The sequence below is a fragment of the Natronosalvus vescus genome (assembly GCF_023973145.1).
GTDB lineage: Archaea > Halobacteriota > Halobacteria > Halobacteriales > Natrialbaceae > Natronosalvus > Natronosalvus vescus.
Map to the genome: position 1 here is coordinate 1 of NZ_CP099546.1, position 22,226 is coordinate 22,226.

Annotated in this window: 20 protein-coding genes, 2 tRNA genes, 2 rRNA genes and 1 pseudogene; 13 read left to right on the forward strand and 12 right to left on the reverse strand. The window is 60.1% G+C overall.

Going from position 1 to position 22,226, the window contains the following annotated elements:
* The first annotated feature begins 159 nt into the window (after window positions 1-159).
* The 4 genes from NGM68_RS00005 (at window position 160) to NGM68_RS00020 (ending at window position 4,917) form a co-directional block, all read left to right on the forward strand.
* A 23S ribosomal RNA gene (locus tag NGM68_RS00005) occupies window positions 160-3,078 on the forward strand.
* A 152-nt stretch (window positions 3,079-3,230) separates the two neighbouring features.
* Window positions 3,231-3,353 (forward strand): 5S ribosomal RNA (rrf, locus tag NGM68_RS00010).
* Between the two features lie 120 nt (window positions 3,354-3,473).
* Window positions 3,474-3,549 (forward strand) — tRNA-Cys (locus tag NGM68_RS00015).
* A 162-nt stretch (window positions 3,550-3,711) separates the two neighbouring features.
* Window positions 3,712-4,917, forward strand: coding sequence for a sugar-transfer associated ATP-grasp domain-containing protein (locus tag NGM68_RS00020; RefSeq protein WP_252699622.1), 1,206 nt, complete (start codon window positions 3,712-3,714; stop codon window positions 4,915-4,917).
* 82 nt (window positions 4,918-4,999) lie between these two features.
* Here the strand turns inward: NGM68_RS00020 and NGM68_RS00025 are convergent, their stop codons facing one another.
* From NGM68_RS00025 to NGM68_RS00035, 3 genes are all read right to left on the reverse strand, one after another.
* Window positions 5,000-5,845 (reverse strand): hypothetical protein, encoded by an 846-nt coding sequence (locus NGM68_RS00025; protein WP_252699623.1) that lies wholly within the window; start codon window positions 5,843-5,845, stop codon window positions 5,000-5,002.
* Between the two features lie 452 nt (window positions 5,846-6,297).
* Entirely contained in the window at window positions 6,298-7,011 is a 714-nt protein-coding gene (locus NGM68_RS00030) for an alpha/beta hydrolase (protein WP_252699624.1), read from the reverse strand.
* Window positions 7,004-7,984: a VOC family protein gene (locus NGM68_RS00035; protein WP_252699625.1), complete on the reverse strand. Its 981-nt coding sequence runs from the start codon at window positions 7,982-7,984 to the stop codon at window positions 7,004-7,006. Before NGM68_RS00035 ends, NGM68_RS00030 begins: the two co-directional genes overlap by 8 nt.
* A gap of 236 nt (window positions 7,985-8,220) precedes the next feature.
* Between NGM68_RS00035 and NGM68_RS00040 the strand changes: the two genes are divergently transcribed.
* The gene (locus NGM68_RS00040; protein WP_252699626.1) at window positions 8,221-9,312 is read left to right on the forward strand and encodes a hypothetical protein; all 1,092 of its coding nucleotides are present in this window, start codon (window positions 8,221-8,223) and stop codon (window positions 9,310-9,312) included.
* A gap of 303 nt (window positions 9,313-9,615) precedes the next feature.
* Here NGM68_RS00040 and NGM68_RS00045 read toward each other — a convergent pair whose 3' ends face one another.
* Window positions 9,616-11,025: a sensor histidine kinase gene (locus NGM68_RS00045; protein WP_252699627.1), complete on the reverse strand. Its 1,410-nt coding sequence runs from the start codon at window positions 11,023-11,025 to the stop codon at window positions 9,616-9,618.
* A gap of 115 nt (window positions 11,026-11,140) precedes the next feature.
* Window positions 11,141-11,311 (reverse strand): annotated as a pseudogene (locus NGM68_RS18270) (RNA-guided endonuclease TnpB family protein); the annotation flags it as partial.
* A 29-nt stretch (window positions 11,312-11,340) separates the two neighbouring features.
* Between NGM68_RS18270 and NGM68_RS00050 the strand changes: the two are divergent.
* Together NGM68_RS00050 and NGM68_RS00055 are read left to right on the forward strand one after the other, a co-directional pair.
* The gene (locus tag NGM68_RS00050) at window positions 11,341-11,994 is read left to right on the forward strand and encodes a helix-turn-helix domain-containing protein (protein WP_252699628.1); all 654 of its coding nucleotides are present in this window, start codon (window positions 11,341-11,343) and stop codon (window positions 11,992-11,994) included.
* 68 nt (window positions 11,995-12,062) lie between these two features.
* Window positions 12,063-12,422: a DUF7344 domain-containing protein gene (locus NGM68_RS00055; RefSeq protein ID WP_252699629.1), complete on the forward strand. Its 360-nt coding sequence runs from the start codon at window positions 12,063-12,065 to the stop codon at window positions 12,420-12,422.
* A gap of 284 nt (window positions 12,423-12,706) precedes the next feature.
* Here NGM68_RS00055 and NGM68_RS00060 read toward each other — a convergent pair.
* A tRNA-Lys gene (locus NGM68_RS00060) sits at window positions 12,707-12,780 on the reverse strand.
* A gap of 82 nt (window positions 12,781-12,862) precedes the next feature.
* Here NGM68_RS00060 and NGM68_RS00065 point away from each other — a divergent pair.
* On the forward strand, window positions 12,863-14,209 hold the full coding sequence (locus tag NGM68_RS00065; RefSeq protein WP_252699630.1) for a M20/M25/M40 family metallo-hydrolase: 1,347 nt from the start codon (window positions 12,863-12,865) through the stop codon (window positions 14,207-14,209).
* Window positions 14,210-14,253: 44 nt separating this feature from the next.
* Here the strand turns inward: NGM68_RS00065 and NGM68_RS00070 are convergent, their stop codons facing one another.
* The 3 genes from NGM68_RS00070 to NGM68_RS00080 are packed head-to-tail and all read right to left on the reverse strand — an operon-like array spanning window position 14,254 to window position 15,450.
* Window positions 14,254-15,021: a DUF7119 family protein gene (locus NGM68_RS00070; RefSeq protein WP_252699631.1), complete on the reverse strand. Its 768-nt coding sequence runs from the start codon at window positions 15,019-15,021 to the stop codon at window positions 14,254-14,256.
* A 58-nt stretch (window positions 15,022-15,079) separates the two neighbouring features.
* Window positions 15,080-15,301, reverse strand: coding sequence for a hypothetical protein (locus NGM68_RS00075; RefSeq protein WP_252701461.1), 222 nt, complete (start codon window positions 15,299-15,301; stop codon window positions 15,080-15,082).
* Entirely contained in the window at window positions 15,298-15,450 is a 153-nt protein-coding gene (locus tag NGM68_RS00080; protein WP_252699632.1) for a hypothetical protein, read from the reverse strand. Before NGM68_RS00080 ends, NGM68_RS00075 begins: the two co-directional genes overlap by 4 nt.
* Window positions 15,451-15,664: 214 nt before the next feature.
* Here NGM68_RS00080 and NGM68_RS00085 point away from each other — a divergent pair, with 214 nt between their 5' ends.
* The 4 genes from NGM68_RS00085 to rimI all read left to right on the forward strand — a co-directional run bounded on the left by NGM68_RS00085 (window position 15,665) and on the right by rimI (window position 18,743).
* The gene (locus NGM68_RS00085; protein ID WP_252699633.1) at window positions 15,665-15,982 is read left to right on the forward strand and encodes a DUF8134 family protein; all 318 of its coding nucleotides are present in this window, start codon (window positions 15,665-15,667) and stop codon (window positions 15,980-15,982) included.
* A 114-nt stretch (window positions 15,983-16,096) separates the two neighbouring features.
* Entirely contained in the window at window positions 16,097-17,872 is a 1,776-nt protein-coding gene (locus NGM68_RS00090) for a nitrite/sulfite reductase (protein WP_252699634.1), read from the forward strand.
* 2 nt (window positions 17,873-17,874) lie between these two features.
* Window positions 17,875-18,168: a DUF6360 family protein gene (locus tag NGM68_RS00095; protein ID WP_252699635.1), complete on the forward strand. Its 294-nt coding sequence runs from the start codon at window positions 17,875-17,877 to the stop codon at window positions 18,166-18,168.
* 95 nt (window positions 18,169-18,263) lie between these two features.
* Window positions 18,264-18,743: a ribosomal protein S18-alanine N-acetyltransferase gene (gene rimI, locus NGM68_RS00100; protein WP_252699636.1), complete on the forward strand. Its 480-nt coding sequence runs from the start codon at window positions 18,264-18,266 to the stop codon at window positions 18,741-18,743.
* A gap of 142 nt (window positions 18,744-18,885) precedes the next feature.
* On the opposite strand, the gene NGM68_RS00105 is transcribed toward rimI, so the two are convergent.
* Both NGM68_RS00105 and secF read right to left on the reverse strand, forming a co-directional pair.
* Window positions 18,886-20,481: a preprotein translocase subunit SecD gene (locus NGM68_RS00105; RefSeq protein ID WP_252699637.1), complete on the reverse strand. Its 1,596-nt coding sequence runs from the start codon at window positions 20,479-20,481 to the stop codon at window positions 18,886-18,888.
* Window positions 20,478-21,356, reverse strand: a complete 879-nt coding sequence (gene secF / locus NGM68_RS00110) for a protein translocase subunit SecF (RefSeq protein WP_252699638.1) — start codon at window positions 21,354-21,356, stop codon at window positions 20,478-20,480. The genes NGM68_RS00105 and secF overlap by 4 nt, the downstream gene beginning before the upstream one ends.
* Before the next feature lie 119 nt (window positions 21,357-21,475).
* On the opposite strand from secF, the gene NGM68_RS00115 reads away from it, so the two are divergent.
* Window positions 21,476-21,835: a DUF7968 family protein gene (locus NGM68_RS00115; protein ID WP_252699639.1), complete on the forward strand. Its 360-nt coding sequence runs from the start codon at window positions 21,476-21,478 to the stop codon at window positions 21,833-21,835.
* An 87-nt stretch (window positions 21,836-21,922) separates the two neighbouring features.
* Here NGM68_RS00115 and NGM68_RS00120 read toward each other — a convergent pair whose 3' ends face one another.
* Window positions 21,923-22,204: a WNWW family protein gene (locus tag NGM68_RS00120; protein WP_252699640.1), complete on the reverse strand. Its 282-nt coding sequence runs from the start codon at window positions 22,202-22,204 to the stop codon at window positions 21,923-21,925.
* Between the last annotated feature and the right edge of the window lie 22 nt (window positions 22,205-22,226).

A 22,226-nucleotide genomic window follows, 5' to 3' on the forward strand; every position in this document is an offset into this window, starting at 1 on the left:
AACCGATGCACCACCCCGCGCAAGTGCGGGTGGGAAGGGTCAATGCAGGCCGGCCGTCTACCGGCGTGCAGATGAGACCGTGTGTACGTGTAGTCCAGGCGTCCACTGGACCCGTTCCCGGGTCACATGTTACATCGAGTAACACTATTCCAGATCCGAAGAACGTGGCTACTGTGCCAGCTGGTGGATCGCTCGGCTCGAGAGCTGAAGAAGGACGTGCCAAGCTGCGATAAGCCCAAGGGACCCGCACGGAGGGGAAGAACTTGGGATCTCCGAATAGGAATCCTCTTTGCAATTGCTTTGCGCAATAGGGAACGTCGAGAACTGAAACATCTTAGTATCGACAGGAAAAGAAAGCAACGCGATGTCGTTAGTAACGGCGAGTGAACCCGACACAGTCCAAACCGAAGCCCCTTTGGGGCAATGTGGTGTTCGGACTGACTCTCATCGGACGACAATCGACACGAAATCCCTTGGAACAGGGTACGAAACAGGGTGACAGTCCCGTAGCGTCGATCAGTACTCCGTGCGTCAGCTCCAGAGTATCGGGGGTTGGATATCCCTCGTGAATATCGCGGGCATTGACCGCGAAGACTAAACACTCCTCGAGACCGATAGCGAAATTAGTAGCGTGAGCGAATGCTGAAAAGCACCCCAAAAAGGGAGGTGCAATAGGGCGTGAAATCAGTTGGCGATAGAACGACGGGGCATACAAGGCCCTGCGGGTAACAAACCAGGTGCAAACCTGTAGTAGGAACCGCGGGGAGCCGATGTTCCGTCGTACGTTTTGAAAAACGAACCAGGGAGTGTACCTGTTTGACGAGTCTAACCTGTTCATCAGGGGAGGCAGAGGGAAACCGATACGGCCGCAGTCTTACGACGAGGGCCACCGTGTTCAAGCGCGGGGAGTCAAGCGGGTACAACCCGAAACCGGATGATCTAGGCGTGGGCAGGGTGAAGCGTGGCGAAAGCCACGTGGAGGCCCGATAGCGTTGGTGTCCTACAATACCCTCGCGTGACCTACGTCTAGGGGTGAAAGGCCCATCGAATTCGGAAACAGCTGGTTCCAACCGAAACATGTCGAAGCATGACCTCCACCGAGGTAGTCTGTGAGGTAGAGCGACGGATTGGGGGACCGGACTCCGAGAGGAGTTCGCCCCCCTGTCCAACTCCGAACTTACAGACGCCGTCGACGTGGGGAGTCCGGTGCGCGGGGTAAGCCTGTGTACCGTGAGGGAGACAACCCAGAGCTGGGTTAAGGTCCCCAAGTATGGACTAAGTGCGATTGAAAGTGGTCGCAAGCCCTAGACAGCCGGGAGGTGAGCTTAGAAGCAGCTACCCTCTAAGAAAAGCGTAACAGCTTACCGGCCGAGGTTTGCGGCGCTGAAAATGATCGGGGCTCAAGTCCATCACCGAGACCTGGCGGCACTCTTTAGAGAGTGATCCCGTAGGTTGGCAGTCTGTTCGGGCGGAAGCACGGCCGAGAGGTCGTGTGGACCGTGCAGTCACGAAAATCCTGGTCATAGTAGCAGCGTTAGTCGGGTGAGAACCCCGACGGCCGAACGAGTAAGGGTTCCTCAGCAATGCTGATCAGCTGAGGGTTAGCCGGTCCTAAGTCAGCCCGCAATTCGAAGCTGACAAAAGGGAAATAGGTTAATATTCCTATGCCAGTGTGCAGTAAAAGTCGACGCTTTGGGGCCACCTCAGCCGGGCACTCGCCCGGTCGAACCGTCGAAGTTCGTGGAAGCCGTAATGGCAAGAAGCGGATGAATGTCGGGATAGCGCAAGTGAGGCCAACCTGGAGCCCGTGAAAAGACGAGCACACTGTCCGTACCGAGATCCGACACAGGTACTCATGGCGGCGAAAGCCAAGGTCTGTCGGGAATAACCGACGTTAGGGAATTCGGCAAGTTAGTCCCGTACGTTCGCAATAAGGGATGCCTGCCTCGGAAAGAGGCAGGTCGCAGTGACTCGGGCGCTCCGACTGTCTAGTAACAACATAGGTGACCGCAAATCCGAAAGGACTCGTACGGTCACTGAATCCTGCCCAGTGCAGGTATCTGAACACCCCGTACAAGGGGACGAAGGACCTGTTAACGGCGGGGGTAACTATGACCCTCTTAAGGTAGCGTAGTACCTTGCCGCTTTAGTAGCGGCTTGCATGAATGGATCAACGAGAGCGCCACTGTCCCAACGTTGGGCCCGGTGAACTGTACATTCCAGTGCGGAGTCTGGAGACCCCCAAGGGGAAGCGAAGACCCTATAGAGCTTTACTGCAGGCTGTCACTGAGACGTGGTCGCCATTGTGCAGCATAGGTAGAAGCCGTTACACAGGTACCCGCGCTAGCGGGCCACCGAGGCGCCACTGAAATACTACCCGATGGTGACTGCGACTCTCACTCCTGGCGGAGGACACTGGTAGCCGGGCAGTTTGACTGGGGCGGTACGCGCTTGAAAAGATATCGAGCGCGCCCCAAGGTTTCCTCACTCGGGTCGGAGACCCGAGAAAGAGCGCAAGAGCATACGGAAGCCTGACAGTGTCGAGCACAACAATCGACGCTGACGCGAAAGCGTGGTCTAGCGAACCAATTAGCCTGCCCAATGCGGGCAATTGCTGACAGAAAAGCTACCTTAGGGATAACAGAGTCGTCACCCGCAAGAGCACATATCGACCGGGTGGCTTGCTACCTCGATGTCGGTTCCCTCCATCCTGCCCGTGCAGAAGCGGGCAAGGGTGAGGTTGTTCGCCTATTAAAGGAGGTCGTGAGCTGGGTTTAGACCGTCGTGAGACAGGTCGGCTGCTATCTATTGGGGGTGTGAGGTATCTGACGAGAACGTTCGTATAGTACGAGAGGAACTACGAATGGGTGCCACTCGTGTACCGGTTGTTCGAAAGAGCACGTGCCGGGCAGCGACGCACCACGGGGTAAGAGCTGAACGCATCTAAGCTCGAAACCCACTTGAAAAAGAGATACCACCGAGGTCACTCGTAGAAGACGAGTTCGATAGACTCGGGGTGTACGCACCGAGGCAACGAGGTGTTGAGCCCGCGAGCACTAACAGACCAAGCCACACAATCATCAATCATTGGATTTGGAATCTGCACTGGACCCGCGAACGGGTCCAGACGCAAACTGGACTACACGCACACACGGTCGGAGAGACCACCGATTACAGGAGACACACAGCAACGGGCTGTGTGAGGACGGTTCGAGTCCGTCGATCGGCGTTCAGGCGGCCACAGCGACGAGGTTTCCACCCGTACCCATCCCGAACACGGTAGTTAAGCTCGTCTGCGTTCCGGCACATACTGGCGTGGGAGACCCGCTGGGAAGCCCGGTTCGCCGCCTCCCACTCATACTTCATTTCAACCCCACTGAGCCACAGCGCTCGGTGGGGTTGGTTGCGTATATACACGGGCACCTGCATCGTACCGCTACGCTTAAACGAACGCAGGGGCTACAGTCGAGCGCGCCAAGGTGGCAGAGTCCGGCCGAACGCAGCTGCCTGCAGAGCAGCCCACCGCCGGTTCAAATCCGGCCCTTGGCTTTTTACGCCGTATTACGTCGAGCGACGGCGAGTTGAGCAGGAATATCCTGCCGTCGCCGATATGGTTGTTCTCGGGGCGATCTCCAGTGCTCACGATTTGTGGGTATTCGATTCGCTGAGGAACCTCCATCGTCGTGAAGACTATCCGTTGAAACTGATAATGTGGATAACACGACCGTCACCCAAAGCTATGAATACACGGTTGTGGAAAAAATCCGCATGGGTCACCCAGCTACACCTCACCTCCACGGACTCAAAGAGGTCTACGGGAATAACGGTTTCACGGGCCTCGTATTTTCAATTACACGATTTGCGGTCAAAAAGCCTCTCCCTCATCCCTATAGCACCAGGTTTTCGTACCGGAGTCAGTTGCTAGAGGAGGCAGTCGTCAGTTTGCCCGATTCTTCGCTGCCCCCGAGAGAACACATGAACACGTACCTGCACGGGTTTACCGAAGAATTGTATCACCTGTATGGTTTTGGTTCCGACGGTGACCCTGGCGACTACCTCTCGGAGTACTCCAGAAAGTGTGCAGGAAATATTAACGACGATATCGAGATGCTGAGGGACAAAGAACGGTTCCACGAATACATGGCCGATAACGGATTTGAATGCCATCTCCCCACATTGTTCGGACACATTGAAAATGGGTCATTTGAGAGCGCATCAGACCGAGAATTGGAGGCCGTGATCAGAGAAGAGGGAACCGTTGTCATCAAAGGAGTGACTGGAGGTGGTGGTCACGGCGTGTATATCTGTGAATGGAACGACGGTCGGCTGGAGCTGTACGGAAAAGACGGTGTCGCTGACGACCTCGAATCGGTTATGCCCGAGTTAGACCGCTCTATTGTCACTGAGTACTGTGAACAGGCGGCCTATCTCGATGACATCTATGCAGGTGCGCCAAATACGATTCGAGTTTTGACGATGAATCCCGACTATGGTGAGCCATTCATTCCGGCTGCAGTTCACCGATTCGGAACCAGTGATTCCGGTGCTCTAGATAACTTCTCACAAAATGGATTGTCCGCGCATATCGATATAGAAAGCGGTGAATTGAGCGCTGCAGCAGGCGTATCTGATACGCACAACGTCGAGTGGTGTGATTCGCATCCGGACACTGGGTCGTCGATAAACGGGTTTACAATCCCGGCGTGGGAGTCAATCAGGGATGAGTTGTTGACAATCGTAGAACAGCTCCCTGAATTGAACTACGCCGGGTGGGATCTCTTGATAACTTCGCCGGGTGAGTTTGTGATTATCGAAGGCAATCACTTTCCCGATCCCGACGTTATTCAGGTTCACGAACCACTCTTAACGGATCAACGCGTGCGAACCTTTTTTACCGAAAATAGCGTCCCACTGTAGTGGCAAATAAGCACGATCGTCTCGACACAGTGCTGATGGCTGTCGAGTTCCCCTCAGTTCAGCCAGTCTGGCTGTACACTTCTTACAAATTTGGCTCAACGTCACGTCTGATCTCGTCAGAGACCACGTCCTTCAAATCCGGGTGGGAGATGTTCGCTTTCGCCTCACTGCTGAGTTCACTGGCTGAATCGGCAGTATACACTTCATCTCGGATTCGCTGCCAGTCCCGGTGTCTCGCGAGAATGTTGACCGGGATGCGGTCGATATTCAGTATCTGGGCGATAGCCATCCGGTGATGTCCGTCACGGAACAAGATCTCCCCGTCTCGAGCGATAGTGACTAACACTTCCAGCTTTTGATGGGGCATCTGTTTGTACGTCTGTTCGGGGACGTCGTGGTCGTCTGGAGAATTGGGTCGATAGCCGTTCTCGTCAATCTCAGCGTAAAGTTCGTCAACGTACTCGCATCTAACCTGTTTGAATTCCTCGATATCTTCGTATCTCCAGAAATCCTCGTTTTCGTTCAGATTCTCCGCAGCATGTCTGTAGTAATCGGTCTCTTCCCAGTCACGACCGTCGATAAACCGTTCCCGAATCCCCTTCACCGACCAGTAGTTTTCGATCGGAACGTTGTTAGACGTCGAATCCCATTCACCGTTTCTGATGAGCCCGAGTCCCTTGTACTGCGTAATTTCGTAATTTGCCAGCTGTACTTCGTTTGGGTTGACGTTGATCGTTCGAAACGGGTCTGCGGGTGCGTCGTACCGAACCTGTTGGAACCGGTGCCGAACGTTCGAGCGGAGGGCAAAACGGGTCGGTTCATCAACGATTGTATACGAGATGAACCGCAACGCTGCTCTCAACAAATTTAGAAACCCTCGCTCTCGATAAATTTCGACACCTCTCCGTGACAGATACCCGACGCGCATACTCTGCACACAGAATAAGAGATACTTCTATGTTTGGATTCATATAGCACACCGCTCCTTCCGTATGATATGTCACATTGGCGCCACTCCCTCGATAGTCTCCCACCCGTACTGAGAGGGATTATCGGGGGAGTTCATCGGTTTCCCGCGACGACCGAGACACAGCGTCGACGGACGGGCGTCGAACCCTCCGGCTGGCTACGATATTCCCTATCAGTTCACAAGCCGTTCGGTAGGCACTCTCGAACAGGTATTTCTCCTGGTTGTTTCGAGACACGCCGATAGACAGCTGACCGAGGCGTGTAACCAGGTCGTCACGACGGGATGGCGACCGTCCTCCCTGTTCCGTCCAGGGGTCATGTGGAGGGTACTCAACCCCCTCGGTGACCACGGTTGGCCGCGCTCGCAGGCACAACTCGAGCGCCCGTGTGGTGAGACCGGCCCCGGCATCGTCAGAGAAGATTTCCAACGAGCGTGTCGAGCGTTTGCATCTCGTCGTCGTTGATCTCGTGGCCCAGTCCGTCGTACAGCCGTACTGTAACGTCACCGCCGAGCGCCTCGAGAACGCGGGCTGATTCGCGGACGCGTTCGGCGGGGACGTACGGATCGTCGTCGCTGCAGCCGAGGAAGACTGGTGTTCCCTCGAGAGACCCCGTCTCCCGTCCTCGATGTTCGGGCTCGAGGAGGCCGCCGGAGAAGACGACCAGCCCGCCGTACCGGCGAGGGGTTCGGGCGACGAACTCGCTCGCGAGCGCGCCGCCCTGGGAGAATCCGAAGAGGAGCGTCCGCTCGAGCGGAACGCCGGCGTCGGCGGCTGTGTCGAGCGCTGTCGAGACGTGTGCGAGTGCGGAGTCGAACCAGGGGTGGGTGTAGGTAACGGCGTCGGTGTCGCCCTCGGCTTCGACTCCTGATCCTGCTGCTGATTTCGCCCCCTCGAGGGACATCGATCTGGGGTACCACGTTCGGTGGGCAGCCTGCGGGGCGAGGTATAGCACACCGTGATGGTAGCACTCGTCGACGAGTCGGAGGATGTATTTCGCCGTCGAACCGCGGCCGTGGAGCATGACGACGGCGGCCTCGGCTGCCTGGGGTGGCGCACCTGCCGTTTCGATCGGTTGATCGCGGTGGGGGTCGTCAGCCGTGGTGGCCGTGAATCGCTCACTCATCGTTCATCGTCCATCGTCCATCGTCGTCCAGCACCGCGGACACGTCCAGCGGCGGGAGGTGCGTTTCGATCATCTCACGGTCGTCCTCGAGCCACGGCGGGAGGGACAGCGAGTGGCCGGGAGCGTCGCCGCTGTCGGGGGTTGCCGTCAGCCCCGGGCCGTCCGTCGCGAGTTCGAACAGGATCCCACCGGGGTCGCGGACGTACAGTGAGTGAAACATGTGGCGGTCAACGACGCGAGAGACGTCGTACTCGCGCTCTCGGAACAGGTCGTGCCACTCGTAGAGCTGCTCGGTCTCCGACACGCGAAGGGCGACGTGGTGGATCGAGCCGGCCCCTTCGCGGCCGAACTCGATGGGGCGCTCGAGGAGGTCGATCACCAGTGCGCGATCTCCGGGTGCCCGATAGCGGATGCGGTCGTCCTCCTGGTTAGTCAGCTCGAAACCGAGGGTCTCGAGGACGCTCGCCGTGACGTAGACGTCCGTCGAGAGGAGCGTGACCCCGTGGAGGCCCCGAATCGCGTGTCGGTTAGGAACCGGCCCGCCCGTCCACGGCTCGACCGGCGAGTCGCCAGTGACGAGCTCGATGCGGGTGCCGTCGGGGTCGGACACACGGAGGACGGTTTCCTCGAAGCGCTCGCGGACGATCGGTGAGTTGTCGTCGTCGCTGTCGGCCGCCTCGAGTCGCTCGCGCCAGTAGTCGACCGAGTCGGGTGGGATAACGAGTCCGGTGGCACTGATCTGTGGGTGCCCGATACGGCCGTCGTCTTCGGCAGGGTACGGAAAGAACGTTAGCACCGTCCCGGGAGACCCGGTTTCGTCGCCGTAAAAGAGGTGGCGCGTGAGAGCGTCGTTGTGGTTCACCGTTTGCTTGACGAGGCGTAGACCGAGCGTCCCCGCGTAGAACTCGAGGTTTCGCTGGGCGTCGCGAACGATGCCGGTGACGTGGTGGATCCCTGGGGTGTCTGTGAGCATGTGAAGTGAGCGGTGGTGGGGCGGTCGGATCCGTATCGATACGTCGCGATACGGTCGCCAGGTAGTTAGCCTCCCCGTGGCATCCCTGGTTGCTGGGACGATCGGTCGCCCGAGCCACACGGGATTGGTTCGAGGAAAGCGGTGCGTGGCCCAACTATGCGGGTGCTCGAGCCGTCGGCCGCGTTCGATTCGGGAACTTAGTAACCGTTATACGGCGGGCGAACAAGCCCTCACACATGCAATTACGCGCAGGGATCGTCTATATCGTCCTGTTCATGGTGGTCACTGCGGGTGCGTACGCTGTTATTGCGACGGCGGAGTCCCCGCAAGTGACGATCGATGAAGCCGATGCCGACTACCAACTTGAAGCCGGTGACGACGTCACGATCGGCGAGTTGACGTACAACGTCTCGGAACTCGATGGAGCTGCGGGCACGGGTACGCTCGAGCACGTCGACGATGAGGCCGTTCTCGATACTACCTGGTCTGGGGCCAGCGCTCTCGAGGGCGATAGCTGGGATAGCGGTGACGCGATCCAGTTCGAAGAGGATGGTGAGGAGTACTACGTCTACATCTACGCCCCACCGGGTGAAGAGGTGGAAGAAGACGATGATGAGGACGAGGCGGACGATGACGACGCCAACGACGAGGCTGAGGACGAAAACGGCGACACTGAAGGCGAGAACGGTGATGGCGACGAGGCTGAGGACGAAAACGGTGACGCTGAGGACGAAAACGGTGACGCTGAGGACGAAAACGGTGATGGCGACGAGGCTGAGGACGAGGAGGCTGACGATGAGGAAACAGATGATGTTGACGCCCAGCCCGAAGCGTTCCTCTTGATCGAAGCCTTCGACGATGACGACATGACCGTCGTCGAACGCGCAGACGGCGTCTACGTCGCCGTCGAAAACGAGGACGGCGAAGAGGTACTTCGCTCGGTCACCGAGATCGACGACATCGACACGGTCGAGGTCGAAGTCGGCGACTCCGTGACGTTCTACGAAGAGGAGATGGAAGCACAGGTCGACGGTGAGGTTACTGAACTCGAGACCGACAGCGTCACCCTCGAGTACATCGGCGAGGAGGTCACGTCCGTCTCGCTCGAGCACAACCAGGCCGTGCTGATCGAGGGCGAGGAGTTTGGCGTCCACTTCCCGAGTGAGGACGTCGTCTACCTGACCGAAGACGTCGAGAGCTTCGAGGCTCAGCACGACGCAGTCGAGGAGCACGAAGAGCGTATCCACGGCCTCTGGTGGGTTATCGGCCTCTCCATCTCGATGGTGATCATCCTGGCCGGGTTAGCGTTCATGCCGACTCGAGGCTGAGCACGGTTTCACTTTTCGGATTCGAATCTCGAGTGTAGACTCGACTCGAACGCAGTTTGCGGGAGGTTCCTCTCGACACTATAGCCAAAATCTCGACCACCGTGGCTCGAGGCGGTATCTCATGTGACTGGGTCATCAGGTGACTGACTGGCGATGCTCGAGGACGCGATTCAACGATCGTGAACGCCGTCGTCCAATTTCTGGTCACTCGTGTCGCTCAGTTCTCGGGCTGGAACTCGTTCCGTTCAGTTGGGGCTGTTGGATCTCCTTCGGACGTACACGACAAAGCGTGCTGAATATTGCTCACTCCTCGAATTCGACACCGGTGATCTCGAATCTGGCCCCACCCTCAGTACCGGTTGTGATTTGCACCGCCCATCCGTGTGCTTCGACGATTTCCTGAACGATTGCCAATCCGAACCCTGTTCCCGTATCAGAGTATGAAGTACCTCTTTCGAGCACTGACAGGCGTTTGGTTGGCGAAATCCCCGGCCCATCGTCTTCGACAAAAAAGCCCGATCCATCTTCGAGTAGACCGACCGTGATCGTGACGTCCGCTCCCCCATGCTCGATGGCGTTTCTAAATAGGTTCTCGAACACTTGCGCTACTCTGGTAGCATCTGCCTGAATCGTGATGTCCGCCTCAATATTGAGAGTCGCCTCGGATTGGGAAACGGAGTTCCAGCACATTTCGGTCAGATGCGGCAGCGAGATTGGTTCTATTTCGTCTATCGTCGCTCCAGTTCTGGCCAGCTCGAGTAAGTTCGAAATAATCTGATCCATTCTCGACAACGCATTCGACACCACCTCCAGTTCCTGGCTGTCATCTCTGGATTTAGCGATTTCCAAATAGCCGTCCGCGACGTTCCACGGATTCCGAAGATCGTGAGCGACGACAGACGCAAATCGATCGAGTTGGTCGTTTTTTCGCTCTAATTCCTGCACACGAGCTTTCCGCTCCGAGATGTCTCGGGTATACCCAACAATTCTGACCACTTCACCATCTACGACGATAGGTTTGGCATGTGTTTCCACCCACTTCTCGTCTGAACCTTCGGTATCAATCCGGTAATCGATTTGAATGAATTTTCCATCTGTAACACGTTCCATCGCCATCGAAACCCGTTCACGGTCGTGCGGATGAACCGCTTGGACGAACACTGTCGGTTCGTGTTTGACCATGTCTACCGGTTGTTCGAAGACCGTTTCGTACGCCGAGTTCATGAACAAGACTTCGCTCAAATCACCAGCAAATATATACAAGACGTCGTTTGCCTGTTCACTCAGTTCGTGGAGGTGTTGTTCAACCTGCTCGGCTCGTTGCGTTGCCCGACGTTGTTCCACAGTAGTGATGATTTTGGTTGCCAGTAACTCGTACTGTTCCGCGACGGTGCCCTTGATCAGGTAGTCCGTGATACCTGCACTAATGGCACGACTCGCGACCTCCTCGCTTCCGGTATCAGTAAACAGTATGACTGGAAGTTCAGGGATTTCTTCCCGAACGGCTTCGAGAACGTGTAGGCCCGTACCATCTCCCAGTTGGTAATCACTGACTATACAATCTGTCCGGCCGTCCAATTGCTCGAGTCCCGCTTCAACTGAGGTAGCCGCTTGGACACTGAGCCTCTCATTCTCACGCTCGAGATTCGCTGCGACCAACCTGGAAAAATCGGGTTCATCATCGATATGGATGACTCGAATAGATTCCGCCATTACTGATGATAAATCAGGATGGATGAAAATTGTTTGGTCTGCCTTGTTTTCTATGTAGTCAACAACCCCGACCTCAAGGGTCGGGGCTTGTCAGTGAACTCCTGCTCTGCCGCACTTAGACGGAGGCGTTGAAATCGCCGTTCGCGTTCACCGTTACTGACTTCAGGGCCAGTTGACTGGTAGCCCGTCCAGAACCAGACTTGAGCCAGTTCTGGACAAGACGCCACGCCACATTCCGCGCAGCGTTGTAATCCGCGTGCAGTTCTTTTCCACACTTCAAGTACTCGTTACGATTAGAGCGCAACAATTTGGACGATGGCTACTGAGGCTACCTTTACGGTTCCATCCGAACAGTTCCCGCTGGGAACCATATTCGAACAGTTGCCGGGCGTATCGGTCGAACTGGAGCGAATCATCCCCGCACGAGACGTGGTGATTCCCTACTTCTGGGTTCGAGGGGTTGCCGTTGATGATATCGAGGGGGCGTTTTCTGAACATCCGGGCGTGAAACAGATCGAATTCGTTGACTCCGTCGACGACGAGTATCTGCTGCGCGTCCAGTGGGCGGTCGATTACGACGACGTGCTGACCACGTTAACGGAAACGAAGGTTGCGCTCATCGAAGCTATTGGAACGAGCAAGCAGTGGACGTTCGAGATCCGTGGGGACACTCGAAGCGACATTGCAACCTTTCAGTCTCGCTGTCGAGAGTTGGACATCCCGATCACACTGACCGAACTGCATGCGCTTACTCCAGTCGAGACGGCAACCGAGTTAACCGATAAACAACAAGAGGCGCTGGTTCTCGCCTTCGAATGGGGTTACTTCGAATCCCCGCGCGAGGTCACGATGGAAGATATCGGCGACGAACTCGCGATCTCAGAGCAAGCCGTCGCATCTCGCCTTCGGCGGGGAATCAAACAGATCCTTGGGAGTACGCTGACCGACGTCACGCCCCACTCACGGTAGTAGTCTTAAAAAGGGATTAGGTACTAAAAAGTCAAGGTGAACCGCGTTAGCTACCTACGGTGGACGTGATGAGCAGGGAACCCATCGAATTCGACACGATACTCGACCTCTGTCGAGACCAGCACCGTCGAATCGTGCTTGCGGTACTCGCAGAAGAACACCGTTCGTTAACGCTGGACGATCTCTCGAAGGCGATACTGAAGTACAATCATCAAACGCCAGTTACGGCGGCTTCTGAAGAGGTACTCACAGAGATTCGCCTCACGCTGTATCACGAGCACATCCCAAAGTTAGAATCGGAAGGGATCATCGAATACGATACAGAGCGTCAACACGTCGTACCGACGAAGCAGCTCGACCAGCTGAATCCGTCCCTCTTTGCGATCATCGAGGCCGATCCCGGTCTCCAAGTGCCTGTCGCACTGTGAGTCCGTACCGTGCGTCCCTGCTTTGATGCAGTGTCTCAATCGTTCCATCAGCGATGTAGATGATCACTCGTGCCCCTTCGATTCTCGGGAAACTGCTCGAGGTAAAAGCGGGCCTGGCGCGATTTGAACCATGCTCGAGAACCTGCTCACAGCGTGCCCAGGCCCTCGATCTGATTCAGATTCCTCCGTTCGTCGGAATCTGAACACACGGTCGGAGCAAAGCTCCTCCCTGCGTTCAAATCGGTGGTGGCCGCTTTGCTCCTCACGTCCGTTCGTCGCAAAAGCGGGCCGGGCGCGATTTGAACACGCGACCGTCTGGTTAAAAGCCAGACGCTCTGCCGAACTGAGCTACCGGCCCTGTAGTACTCACTTTCGGGGACGCGTGGTTAAACGTTTCTTTCTCCCGCGGAATTATACCTCCGCCGGGCGTGAGGTCGCCCATGGACGTCAAGTCGTGGGACGATGAACTTCGATCGTTTGTCACGGAGTGTTGTTCGTTCGAGACGACCGCCGGTAACGAGCGCCCCGCTCAGGAGTGGCTCCAGGGCGAATTCGAGAAGGCCGGTTTCGAGACCTACACGTGGGAAGCCGACGCCGAAACGCTCGCCGCTCATCCCTCCTTCCCGGACGACCCTGCGGAGATCGACGTGGCTGACCGACAAAGCGTCGCTGGCGTCCTCGAGTTCGGCGACCCCGATGCGGGTCGAACGCTCGTGTTGAACGGCCACATCGACGTGGTGCCGACGGGTGCCGGCTGGGCGGGCGATCCGTTCGAGCCACGGTGGGCGGACGGACGGCTCACCGCCCGCGGGGCCGTCGACATGAAGTCGGGACTCGCGGCGTGTGTGTTCGCGGCCAGACAGCTGGCGGAGACTGCCGACGACCTCGACGGACGACTCGTCGTCGAGAGCGTCGCCGGGGAGGAAGACGGCGGCATCGGGGCCGCGATGGCCGCCCTCGAGAACCCGTATCCGTTCGAACGTGACGCGGCGATCGTCGCCGAACCGACGGGGTTGCGACCAGTGACGGCCGTCGAGGGAAGCCTGATGGTTCGACTCGGTCTCGAGGGGCGATCGGCACACGCGGCGACAAGGTGGCGTGGGGAGTCGGTACTGCCGGCGTTCGACCTGGTGCGCCGGGAACTGCGGGCGTTCGAAGCCGAGCGAAGCGAGACGGTAACACATCCGTTGTACGAGGAGTTCCCCATCCCCTGGCCGATCTGTATTGGTCGGGTCGAAGCCGGCCGATGGGCGTCGTCGGTGGCGGACACGCTCACGGCGGAGATTCGTGTGGGTGTCGCCCCCGGCGAGACGGTTACCGAGGTCGAACGCAGCCTTCGCGAGCGTCTCGAGTCGCTTCGGCCGAGATCGGGGTCGGGGTCTGATTCAGAGCCGGGAACAGTGTCGGAGTGGCCGGCGGGGATCGAGGGGCCGGCGCTCGAGCGGTTCTCGGTGCAGTTCGAACCGGCGGAAATCGATGCCGATGAACCGGTGGTGCGGTCGTTACAGGCTGGCATGTCCGCTGTTGGAGCAACGGACACGGACAGGGACGCGAACATGGACACGGACGCGGACGGGGACACCAGAACGGAACCGCTGGGGGCGACTTACGGTGCCGACAGCCGCCACTACGTCGCAGCGGGGATTCCAACCGTGTTGTTCGGCCCGGGGAGCATCGAGCAGGCTCACTTCCCCGAGGAGACGATCGAGTGGACGGAGGTACTCGAGGCCACCGAGGTACTCGCGGAGACGGCACGGCGGTATCTCGGCACGGAAGGTACGCTGTAGGTGGCCACCGTTTTTGTTCTCGCCTCGCTACCCGTCGAGCCGTGTCACTCGAGGTACTCCTCGAGCGCGTCGGCGACGATGGTACCTGGATCGACCCCCTCGAGCGAGGCGGCGCGACGAAGGTCGCGGTAGGCCGCTGCCGGGAGGGTAACCTCGAGGCGTCCGAGGGCGACGTCGTAGTCGGCGAGAACGCGCTCGATTGGCTCGCCGTCGTTGATTCGGCTGGCTGCAGTGCGAACGTCGCGAACGGTGAGATCGCCGTCGAGGATGGCCCAGGCGAGTAAGAGTCTGGCTTCACCGCCGACCCGGGCGACGTGTTTCGCTGCGGAGGGGGCGATTTCCCCGAGGGCGACCTGGCGGCGAACCGATCGGGGGAGGTCGTGGACGCGAGCCCACTTGCGGATGAACGAGACGGAGACTGTCTGGTCGGGCTCGCTGTCGCCGTCGGCAGCATCGCCGTCCTCGTCGCTCGCGTCTTCGTCCTCGAGCGTGGTGCTCGCCCGTTCGGCGGCGGCTTTGTACGAGCCTTCACCGCGGACGAGGGCGGCACAGGCGGCAGCACCGCGGAGCATGTAGAGGTGGTCACCGGTATCGGGGCCGGTGGCGAACTGGCCGACGGTCTCGGCGGCGAGGGCGAGGCTGTCAGGATCGTCCGGATCGAACTGGACGGCGCGGCGAGCGTGGCTGCCGGTGATCGATTCGTCGCCGCGGATGACCGGGGCACCGACTGGCGACTCGCGATCGGTGGGAATCGCCGTGTGCGGGCGCTCGTCGTCGCTCGACAGACGGTCGCGCCGGGGGTCATCCGTCATGTAGGTGTGCTAGCGCGGGAACCGATAAAAAGGGTTCCAAGCGGGCGAGTACTGCGTCTCACTGCCCGCCCTCCGATTGGTTCTCGCGCTGTGATGCGAGGTGTTCCCAGATTTCGGTACAGCCAGCGCCGACCTCGACGTCCTCGAGGTGGGACGTGTCTGGTCGGTCGCTCTCCTCGTCCGGTGTCCCGTCCTCGCTGGTATCCACCGTCGATTGCTCGGCCGCCTCGTCGACGACGTCCGATCCGTGGGCGTGCTCCCGTGTGTCCGAGAGCGTCATCGTTCCGTCCTCCGATCGAACTCGTCCACAGTATCCCGCGACCGACCCCGGTACATCTCGGGGGCAACGTCGGCTGAGACGTGCTGTCGCTGTGGTCGGGCCGGTGGGTCGCTGACTGGGGTCTCGACAGGCGGCTGCTCGTCGGTCATTATCGGCCGTTCGCCTCATCGAGGCATAAGCCCGGCTTCAGGTGCAATCGCTACCCGGTCTCCCGTTATCGGGTAACGATTGCTGGTATCTCGGAGCCGCCTGGAGGCCGGAACTCGGCTGCAGTCGATCGATTTTCGCCGCGTTCGGCGTCATGGGGTTGGTAAGCATTGCACGGGTCGATGGACGAAGGTGGGTTCCACCCGAAGTGAGGGCATGACGATCGCCGTTCGGACGCTCGACGACGGGGCCTGGATCAGCGTGAACGACTCGAGGGAAGTCGGCGTGAGCGACGTCTGGACGCTCGCTCGCGGCCCTTTTTGTGGCTGTGAACCGGCGGCCGTCCTGCTCGAAGGCTTCACCGACGTCGGTGTCGACGGCACCAGCATCGTCGCCGGAACGGTCGGGCAGTGTCTCGAGTGTGGGCAGCGGTCGACGATCGATCGGCTGGCCGTTGGGCGAGTCGTCGACGGCGCGTTCGAGCCGTACGGGGCTGCGGGCGTCCAGTCGACGCTCGAGCCGTCGTCACCGTAAGTGATTTCCAAACCGGACAGGATCGGCTGGCAAATACGGCCGCCAGTGCAGAGCAACGGGCAGAACTGACGGGACGACCGCGAACTTGTAGGCGGTCGCCCTAGGCGTGGACAGATGCCAAGCGACGTCGAAGCCTGGAAGGACGAACTGTACGGGACGGACATCCGTGCCGAACTCGAGCGATTCGCCGAGGCCGGCTGGGAGTCCATTCCCGAGGACGAGCGAGACGCCTGGTTCGAGCGGTTCAAGTGGTACGGTCTGTACCACCAGCGTGCCGGCCAGGAGTCCTACTTCATGTTGCGAATCGGGCCACCCAGCGGGATCCTCGAGCCAGGGCAGTTTCGTGTCCTCGCCGAGCTCGCCCAGGAGTACTCGACCGGCCCGGTCGAGAACCCCGAGTTCGGCAACGGCTGGCTCGACGTGACGACCCGGCAAGCGATCCAGTTTCACTGGATCAACCTCGAGGACGTGCCGGCGATCTTCGAACGGCTCGAGGCGGTCGGCCTCTCGGCCGTACAGGCGTGTGGTGACTCCTGGCGCAACATCGTCGGTTGTCCCGTCGCCGGCAAGGACGCACACGAGTTCGTCGACGCGCACGCATTGGCTCACGACCTCCACGACACGTTCAAACGCAACGAGGCGCACTCGAACCTCCCCCGGAAGTGGAAGGTGTCGGTGACGGGCTGTTCGGAGGGCTGTGGGCAGGGCGACATCAACGACCTCGCGTTCGAGCCCGCCGAGAAAACGATCGACGGCGAGGCGGTTCGGGGCTACAACGTCCGCGTCGGTGGCGGCCTCGCACGCAACGAACCACGGTTCGCTCGCGACATCGACGTCTTCGTCACGCCCGAACAGGCCGTCGAGGTCGCCGGCGGTATCTCCGCGCTGTTCCGCGAGTACGGCAACCGGGAGAACCGGTACGCGGCCCGCATCAAGTTCCTCGTCAACGAGTGGGGCCCCGAGAAGGTTCGGGACGTGCTCCAGTCGGAGTTCGTCGAGTTCGACCTCGAGTCGGCCGGCCAGGATTTGCGGGAATCGTACTCCTACAACGCGGGCGAGGCCGACGGCAAGCACGACCACGTCGGCGTCCACGAGCAAGTCGACGGCAACTACTACGTTGGGTTGAACGTCCTCGTCGGTCGAATCGGGGCCGACGACGCCCTCGAGTTGGCCAAGGTCGCCGCGAAACACAGCTCCGGCGAAGTGCGGCTCACCCAGCGTCAGAACGTCGTCTTCACGGACGTCCCCGAGGAGAACCTCGAGGCGCTGCTCGACGAACCCCAACTCGAGCGCTACAGTCCCGATCCCCACCCGTTCCAGCGCGGCTCGATCGCCTGTACCGGCACCGAGTTCTGTTCGCTCTCGATCGTCGAGACCAAGAACCGGCAGGTGCGCTTCTCGCGGTGGCTAGTCGACAACGTCGAGCTTCCCGATGGAGTCGAGGACTTCCACATTCACCTCTCGGGGTGTACGGCCTCCTGTGCCCAGCCCCAGATCGCCGACGTCTCCCTGCGTGGGATGAAAGCCCGCAAGAACGGCGAACCCGTCGAGGCGCTCGACATCGGCCTCGGTGGCGGCCTCGGCGAGCACCCCCAGTTCGCCTCCTGGGTGGCCGAACGAATCCCGGTCGACGAGGTGCCAGGGGCAATCGCGAACCTCCTCGAGAGCTTCGCCGAACAGCGAGCAGGCGAGGAGTCCTTCCGCGAGTTCGTCGCCGCTCGAGACGACGACGAACTCGCTGCGCTGATCGAGCCCGAGGAGACGAGCTACGAGGATCCCTTCATGCACAACACGAAGCGGACGTGGTACCCCTACGCCGATCAGGACGCCCTCGACGAGAGCCCCGCGCCGGCACAGCCTGACGGCTCGCCGATCGCCTCGGACGATTGACGATGGCCGACCGACTCATGCGCGTAACCGCGTACACGACCCTCGATCTCGTCGACGCGGTCGTCAAAGGGCGCGATTTCGAGCACGGGGCGTTCGCGGTTGTTGACGCGACCGCCGATCGAACGGCTCCCGACCACGTCTCACTCCAGGTGGAACTCGACAACATGACCGAGGAACATCTGCCGGCGCATATGGAGGAACTGCGGTTGACGCCTGAGCAAGCGCGAACGCTGGCGGCCGACCTCGAGCAGCAGGCGACCCACGTCGAGGATTCGATCACTACAGTCGAGGAGTGATCGTCGAACGGCCGGCGTCCTCGAGTCGGACTGGCTGGTGGGCCGAAGCCTGAACGGTCGCATATGCTTTTAGCCTGCGGCGAGTACGAACGAACGTGACGACTCACGGTTCGGCGACGACGCGAGGTGGCCTGTCCATCCGGCAGGCCGAACGTGTCGACCTGCTCGCGATCGTCCGAATCGAGAACGCCTCCTTCCCCCAGCCGTGGCCCTACGACGCGTTCGAGACCTTCCTCGGGGAACCCGGTTTTCTGGTCGCCGAGACGGTCGAGGCCCAGATCGCTGGCTACGTCGTCTCGGACGTGACGCCGAACTACGGACGTGATATCGGCCACATAAAAGACGTCGCCGTTCATCCCGGGTGCCGAGGCGACGGCGTCGGGTCGGCGCTGCTCGGCCGCTCGCTCGCCGTCCTCTCGAGTCACGGTGTAAGCTCGGTCAAACTCGAGGTGCGCGAGTCGAACGAGGGGGCCAAACGCCTCTACCGACGCTTCGGCTTCGACCCCCTGCGGCGAGTGCCCCGGTACTACGACGACGGTGAGGATGCGATCGTAATGGTACGAGAACTCGAGTGACCCTGGCCGTTCTCGAGTGTCGTTCCGCATTCGGTGGATCCAGTCCTACCTGAATCAAGGAGAGAGTCCCGGCCTTTACAGTAGTTGCCGAACCATTCTCTGACTATTATCAACAGACCTGATTGTACCAGATTTGTCGATCTTATTTGTCCGTCAGCAGTCGGCGCAGGATGTCACCGTATGCCGGCCGGGTGATGAGCACCCCGATGAGCACGCCGAGGATCGTGATGATGGCGAACCCACGGAGGTCACCCAGGCTCAGGACGGCCAGCGGCGACATCGCGATGATCGTCGTTGCAGCGGCGGCCCCGATGATCCAGAACGCCTTCCGGAAGCGGGACTCGAAGACGCGTCTCGAGTTGACGTCACCCTCGTCTAACACCTCGTCGGCGATGATGATGAGGTCGTCCACCCCGGTACCGACGACGGCGATGAAGCCGGCGACGTGAGAGAGGTCGAGGGGCATCCGCAGGAGGGCGGCGAAGCCGAGCAGGATGACGACCTCCGAGAGGGCGGTGACGATCATCGGCAAGGCGACGCGGCGATCCCCGTAGCGCAGGTAGACGACGCCACTGACGGTCAACACGGACAGGATACCGATGAGCAGCGAGTAGTTTTTGAACTGGTCGGCCAGTGCCGGGCTGATGCTGTAGGTCTGATCGCGTTCGAAGTCGAGCGGGGCGCGCAGTTCGCCGGCACGGAGGTTGACCGACAGCGCCTGGGCATCTTGCTGGCTCGGCGTAATCATCTCGAAGGTGCCGCTGCTGGCCCACTCGCCGGATTCCATGTTGGCTCCGAGGCTGGGCGAGAGGCTGTGGGCGTCGACGACCTCGCCGTCGACGACGGTGAGCAGACAGTAGTTGCTCCCTTCGTGTTCGGGGTTGCCGTAGTCACACTGGTGTGGGTTCTGGGTGAAGCCGGTCTCGACCATCCGTTGCTGGTACTCCTCGGCTGGCCCAGGATTGACGGAGACGGGGACGTAGTGGTACCCCTGCTCGGTGTTGTACGAGGCCGTCCCGATCTGGCCGAAGTCGGCCTGCACGAGCGCCGTCTCGTTTTGCTGGCCGCCTTCGCCATCGGGGTAGTGCATCTGGATCTCGACGATGCCGCGATCCTGGAGTAGCGCCCGGAGTTCGTCGTCAGTCATCCCCGGCGCTTCGGTCACGATGTAGAAGGTACCGTCCATCTCGGCCTGTGAGACGCGGCTGCCCGCGAGGCCGGCTTCGTTGATCCGCAGGTCGATGGTCGTCTCGATGTCGCTGCGGGTTTCGGCGGTGACGCCCTGTCGGACGTCGTCCTCGGTCACGTCGAGGCCGGCGTTCTGGAGCGCGGTGGCGAACTCCGCTTCGGTGTACTCGTTGGTGAATATCTCGACGCTAATGAGGAGGTTCTGGGGGTCGGTTCTGACGAGCGCATCGCCGGTCTCGAGACCGAGTTCCTCGGAGACGCTCGCCTGGATCTCCTGGGCGCGTTGGTCGACCTCGTTGGGGTCGTCGGTATCGAGTTCGACGTCCTCGACGGTCAAACCGACGACGGGGGCGCTGATCTTCGTCCCGCCGTCGAGGCCGAGGCCGAACTCGAGGTTGTGGTAACTCGTGGTGGTGGAGTCGTTCTCGGTGACGTAGGAGTCGTCGGCCATGATCCCACCGGGGTAAAAGAGGAACACCAGTGAGAGGGTGAGAAACAGCGCGAGCAACAGCAGGCGCCAGTTCGCCTTGATGGACTGAATCGGGCTCATCGGGCCACCCCCTCGAACTTGTACCAGCGAAGCAGGCTGAGATTCAGCAGGTAGGTGTTCATGAGGTCGGCGGCCAGCCCGACGAAGAGGATCAGGCCGATCGACATCAGGAGTTCGACGCCGAGGGCCCACGCGGAGATGGCCATCACGAGCATGGCAGCCATCGAGGTGACGGTCATGGTGACGCCGGTTCGCATCGCCCGGTGGGTACTCTCGTAGAAGTCACCGCCTCGCCTGAGGATGTGGTTGTTGAGCAGGATGTCCGAATCCACCGAGTACCCAATGATCAACAGGAGGCCGGCGACGGTACCGAGCGAGAGCTGAATGCCGACGATGTTCATGAACGCGAGCGGGATCACGATGTCGGAGAACGCCGAGACGACGATTGCGATCGACGGGACGAACGTCCGAAAGAGGAGGAACGCGAGAATGCTCATACCCACGAACGCAGCGCCGAGTCCGAGAATCGCAGTCTGTTGGGCGGCGGCACCGAAGCTCGCGGACGTTTCAGCGGTGAGCTGGACGACACCGTCATTGCCCTCGACCGGCTCGAGGTTCGCCTCGGCTTCCTCGGCGACGTCGGCATCGGTCGGGGCGAACTGGACGAGGTACTGGTTTTCAGCGGCCTGTACCGACTGTACTGACTCGGGTTCGACGCTGAATGCAGATTCGATTTCGGATTCCGAACTCGTCGTTTCGATCGTCAGTTCGGTTCCACCTGCGAAGTCCGTGCCGAGCGCGACCGGGGAGCCGTAGACGAGATAGCCACCGGCGAGGATGAGGAGCGCGAAGGCGAGGACTGCGAGCGGAACCGCCGCCAACTGGCGGTTGGTGTACCGGGTGTAGTCGATCTCCGGTACCTGGAGCGTCGCCATATATACTCGGGTGTAGGAGTCGGCGTAAGTAAGCCTTCTTAATTCCGCTACCAACTTTCACGCCCTGGGTCGGGGAACAAAACAGATGGCGTAAAGCGACTCGAGGCCGTAGCGGCCGTATGGAAACACACCCAGACGCAACGACGGAGGGTAACGCCGTGGAGGGGGCCGTCGCGGATCGACTCGTGATCTCCTATCCCGAAGACCTCTCGGACTGGGGACGGTTTCAAGTGGAGAAACCGTCGTTCAAGGCGTTTCTCCGCAAGACGCGAACGGCGGCGGAGCCGGGCGATATCTGGGAGGAGTTCGTCGGCGTCGGCTGCTGTGGCAGTACCCTCGATGTCCCGATCCGGGTCGAGGCACTCGAGGGCGGTTCCGAGATCGGTGAGGAAACCGAGATCGTCTACGAGGTTCGCGAGGCCTGCGGCCTCGAAGGGAGTTGGCGGGTTCAGAGCAAGGGCGGGCCAAGTCGGTCGTAATTCACGAGCGCACCGTCAGTTCCTCTCTCGAGTGCTCTCCAAATACTATGTTTTCTATAGCAAAACACTACACTGTTTGAAGTCAACTCATCGATTCCGGTACCGCTGGATGCTGAACTGCCCGTACCCCCCGTAGGCGATCTCGAGCGACCCGACCCACCAGTTCCAGCGTTCGGCGGGGGTGCCGTTGGGGGCGTCAGAAAGCTCCTCGAGCACGACGTCGTTGGTCAATTCGGCACCGACGTCGGCCTCGTACCGTCCCGAATCGTCAAGGTCGACGGCTTGCCGGACGACGACGCGGGATTGGCCCCTTGTCCCGCCGAATTTGCGACGGAGGCGGATCTCGAGGGAGCCGGGATCGAGTGGCACGCTCGAGCGTACGGGGCCGCCG

What these genes read in the sequence shown, in the direction of transcription:
- NGM68_RS00025 (WP_252699623.1), bottom strand. Translation starts at nt 5,845, where the DNA reads ATGCGCGTCGGGTATCTGTCACGGAGAGGTGTCGAAATTTATCGAGAG.
- NGM68_RS00030 (WP_252699624.1), bottom strand. Translation starts at nt 7,011, where the DNA reads ATGAGTGAGCGATTCACGGCCACCACGGCTGACGACCCCCACCGCGAT.
- NGM68_RS00035 (WP_252699625.1), bottom strand. Translation starts at nt 7,984, where the DNA reads ATGCTCACAGACACCCCAGGGATCCACCACGTCACCGGCATCGTTCGC.
- NGM68_RS00040 (WP_252699626.1), top strand. Translation starts at nt 8,221, where the DNA reads ATGCAATTACGCGCAGGGATCGTCTATATCGTCCTGTTCATGGTGGTC.
- NGM68_RS00045 (WP_252699627.1), bottom strand. Translation starts at nt 11,025, where the DNA reads ATGGCGGAATCTATTCGAGTCATCCATATCGATGATGAACCCGATTTT.
- NGM68_RS00050 (WP_252699628.1), top strand. Translation starts at nt 11,341, where the DNA reads ATGGCTACTGAGGCTACCTTTACGGTTCCATCCGAACAGTTCCCGCTG.
- NGM68_RS00055 (WP_252699629.1), top strand. Translation starts at nt 12,063, where the DNA reads ATGAGCAGGGAACCCATCGAATTCGACACGATACTCGACCTCTGTCGA.
- NGM68_RS00065 (WP_252699630.1), top strand. Translation starts at nt 12,863, where the DNA reads ATGGACGTCAAGTCGTGGGACGATGAACTTCGATCGTTTGTCACGGAG.
- NGM68_RS00070 (WP_252699631.1), bottom strand. Translation starts at nt 15,021, where the DNA reads ATGACGGATGACCCCCGGCGCGACCGTCTGTCGAGCGACGACGAGCGC.
- NGM68_RS00075 (WP_252701461.1), bottom strand. Translation starts at nt 15,301, where the DNA reads ATGACGCTCTCGGACACACGGGAGCACGCCCACGGATCGGACGTCGTC.
- NGM68_RS00080 (WP_252699632.1), bottom strand. Translation starts at nt 15,450, where the DNA reads ATGACCGACGAGCAGCCGCCTGTCGAGACCCCAGTCAGCGACCCACCG.
- NGM68_RS00085 (WP_252699633.1), top strand. Translation starts at nt 15,665, where the DNA reads ATGACGATCGCCGTTCGGACGCTCGACGACGGGGCCTGGATCAGCGTG.
- NGM68_RS00090 (WP_252699634.1), top strand. Translation starts at nt 16,097, where the DNA reads ATGCCAAGCGACGTCGAAGCCTGGAAGGACGAACTGTACGGGACGGAC.
- NGM68_RS00095 (WP_252699635.1), top strand. Translation starts at nt 17,875, where the DNA reads ATGGCCGACCGACTCATGCGCGTAACCGCGTACACGACCCTCGATCTC.
- NGM68_RS00105 (WP_252699637.1), bottom strand. Translation starts at nt 20,481, where the DNA reads ATGAGCCCGATTCAGTCCATCAAGGCGAACTGGCGCCTGCTGTTGCTC.
- secF (WP_252699638.1), bottom strand. Translation starts at nt 21,356, where the DNA reads ATGGCGACGCTCCAGGTACCGGAGATCGACTACACCCGGTACACCAAC.
- NGM68_RS00115 (WP_252699639.1), top strand. Translation starts at nt 21,476, where the DNA reads ATGGAAACACACCCAGACGCAACGACGGAGGGTAACGCCGTGGAGGGG.